This window comes from Pseudoalteromonas sp. S558 (assembly GCF_005886635.1).
GTDB lineage: Bacteria > Pseudomonadota > Gammaproteobacteria > Enterobacterales > Alteromonadaceae > Pseudoalteromonas > Pseudoalteromonas aliena.
The window spans coordinates 1-2,647 of record NZ_PNDU01000273.1 but is presented as its reverse complement, the minus strand read 5'-3'; the positions used below and the strand labels follow the sequence as shown (position 1 = coordinate 2,647).

Sequence of the window (2,647 nt, the reverse complement as noted above, 5' to 3'; positions counted from 1 at the left end):
AAAACCGACTTCATATCATGAGGCACATCACATTGTGTGTGGTAAAGGGCGCTATAGACAACGTCTTACATATGCCACACGTTTAAGAATGCACTCGTTTGGTATTGGTATTAATGATCCTACGAATGGGGTATGGCTAAGAAACTTTGAAAAAAACAAGTCAGATGATTGGGCTACGCCTGACACTGTTTCTCACAGAAGGTTGCATCGCCATAATTATGAAGTGTGGGTGTCTACTAGTTTAAGAACCAAAGTAAATAAGCTCGATTTCATAAATGCATTTCGTGGCGTGAAAATAAAAATTAAAAATCATATGATGCCAGCCAGCGTTATGATGCGTAAAAATGCTAATTGGGATGGTAAATCATGAAGTTGTTCTCGTTAAAGCCTGTTACTAACTCTTACGACATGGTTGAGTGGGACATACTTTCATTCGCTGAAGAAATACAACCAATGTTGCCATCTAATCAAGATGCTTGCATGTTTCTACTTGATATCCATATGAATAATGACTCATTATTAGAGTATTGGCCTGAAGGTTATGAGTTGTCTTTTTTACCTGGTTATCTAAAAGATAACTACGATATAAGTATCATGGATGGGTTTATCGCTCTTCGGATGAATGCTTATGAAGCTTTAAAAGATTTATTAGCGCCTTTAGGTGAGTTTATTGAAACAAAAGCTGATGGTGAACCTATTGTAATCTTTAACTTGCGTACATTTGGACAAGAAGATGAAGCAAAATGTGAACGCGAATATTTAGACGGTTATCCTTTAGATTATATCAAGATTGCTTTCATAAATGATGATGTAAAAAATAAGCCTGTTTTTAAGAGTAAATTTACAGGTGGTTCTCGTTTGTATTGTACAGATAAGTTTAAATCTGCTGTAGAAGATAATGGATTGACGGGTGTTTATATTGACGAAGATCTCGATAATATTTTTTCTAATTAAGTTAATTTAGATAAAGAAAACATCATTTAGGTAGCGTTATGTAAAACGAAAATCAAAACTACCTTTTAAAAACCAACTATTATATTTTAGTTATTTCAATATCTACATGGATGTGGGTATTTAAATGACTGAAATAAATCGGATGCTATATGCCAATAAACTTTAACAGCTTATCCGGTGATTGTTTTTTACCAATTTCTCTTGCATAAAAGTTTAATAACAAATTTGTAGTAGCCCTCATCTCAGTTTGAAAAGAGGGTTTGGATCTTATCTGACAGTCCCTAATGAGCGAGAAGCGGTCACTGAGGTGAGTAGTCATTAATTTAGTAAGAATAAGAGGACACTTTCCTCTTTTTTACATGTTTATATAAATAACAGAAAGAATAATATTTATAGCTGGCAATGACTTAAACTGTTTGCTATTAATGTAAGTTCAAAAAATAAGGACGTTTTCGCACTAAAAAAGGAAAGTGTCTTCTGATAAAGTTGCTATGCCCTAAGGAGAGACGGTGGCAATAAAAATTAGTCCTGAGTGCGGTAAAATAAACGCCCTATTATTCAAAAATGAGAATGTCGGCTTACCGATGACTCTATTTTTATCGATCTCGATAGATTTAGAGGAGTTTGAGTTTCAAAACGAAACTGAAAAAACCTGTATCCAGCTAGATTTTATTAAGATCCACTTTAGATCATTTTCCGATCTTCAGGACAAAGAATTCGAGTTCCCAGTTAACCCTGAAGAGGGGTATATAGACGGGTCCGTTTATCTTGATGGTCAGCACATACCGGTTGATGTAACCAAGATAAGCTTTTGTTCATTTGATGGAGATAACATTAAAGCTAAAATATTCGGCGAAGTCCTATTCGATTACTGCTGTTACAAAGAACCTAACCAAGAGTTCAATCTTGAGGCTACTTTGAAGTTTGAAAATATATTCATACCTCCTGATATTGTTTCACCGAGTGAACAGAATCTCGATGTGGTCAAAAATAAGCTTTCTGAGTTTTTCAATATCAGTGAATTATCCGAACCAATAATAGAAAATAACGGATTTCGTGATGCCATTGTATTTCACAAATCAACCAAATAGGCATAACAAGCCAATGCACGCAGAGCCAGCTACGTTGCGCAATTTTTGTGGTGTTGCTTCACTCTTGTACCACAAAAATTGCTTCACTACGCCGGCCCGGTGATTGGGGCGTTAGAGCACTCGCAACTATCAAGTAGTCTGCACAAGGATGTTATATGTTCAAAAAAATCAAAAGCATTACCAATATGGCTGTTTATAAGAGCTTCGATTGGGATCGAACAGTTAAAGAACCTAACAATAGAATTGCAGAGTTCAAGTCAGTCAATATAATTTATGGCCGAAATTACTCTGGAAAAACAACCCTGTCCAGAGTGTTTCGAGCTTGTGAAACAGGCAGTATATCGGATAAATATACTAACCCCTCATTCTCGATAGAGTTAAATGATGGTTCAGAATTTAAAAGTGAAAACACTCCCTTCACAGCCGCTAAAGTTAGAGTATTTAATGAGGACTTTGTAAGAGATAACTTGAGCTTTGTAGTGGTCAACTAATTTTGGCCACAGTTTTGGAATCTTTGTATCTAACCTCAGATTCATTTGGCGCTAAACCGGCATTATAATGATGCGGCCTAACATTATTGTAATATCCATTTATGTAATCCC

4 protein-coding genes are annotated in these 2,647 nt (G+C 35.5%); all 4 read left to right on the top strand.

Features of this window, described 5'->3' with window-relative positions:
• Nucleotides 1-370: AHH domain-containing protein (locus tag CWB66_RS16655; RefSeq protein ID WP_171037528.1), on the top strand; the 370-nt coding region annotated here is incomplete at its 5' end.
• Nucleotides 367-954, top strand: coding sequence for a hypothetical protein (locus CWB66_RS16650; protein ID WP_138586237.1), 588 nt, complete (start codon nucleotides 367-369; stop codon nucleotides 952-954). The genes CWB66_RS16655 and CWB66_RS16650, both read left to right, overlap by 4 nt.
• A gap of 509 nt (nucleotides 955-1,463) precedes the next feature.
• Nucleotides 1,464-2,045 carry a hypothetical protein gene (locus CWB66_RS16645; protein WP_138586236.1) on the top strand — a complete coding sequence of 194 codons (582 nt, stop codon included), beginning with the start codon at nucleotides 1,464-1,466 and terminating at the stop codon, nucleotides 2,043-2,045.
• 155 nt (nucleotides 2,046-2,200) lie between these two features.
• Nucleotides 2,201-2,536: an AAA family ATPase gene (locus CWB66_RS16640; protein ID WP_138586235.1), complete on the top strand. Its 336-nt coding sequence runs from the start codon at nucleotides 2,201-2,203 to the stop codon at nucleotides 2,534-2,536.
• The last annotated feature ends 111 nt before the right edge of the window (nucleotides 2,537-2,647 follow it).

Bases quoted from the DNA above. Each gene is read 5' to 3' on its own strand.
- CWB66_RS16650 (WP_138586237.1), top strand. From the start codon at position 367: ATGAAGTTGTTCTCGTTAAAGCCTGTTACTAACTCTTACGACATGGTT.
- CWB66_RS16640 (WP_138586235.1), top strand. From the start codon at position 2,201: ATGTTCAAAAAAATCAAAAGCATTACCAATATGGCTGTTTATAAGAGC.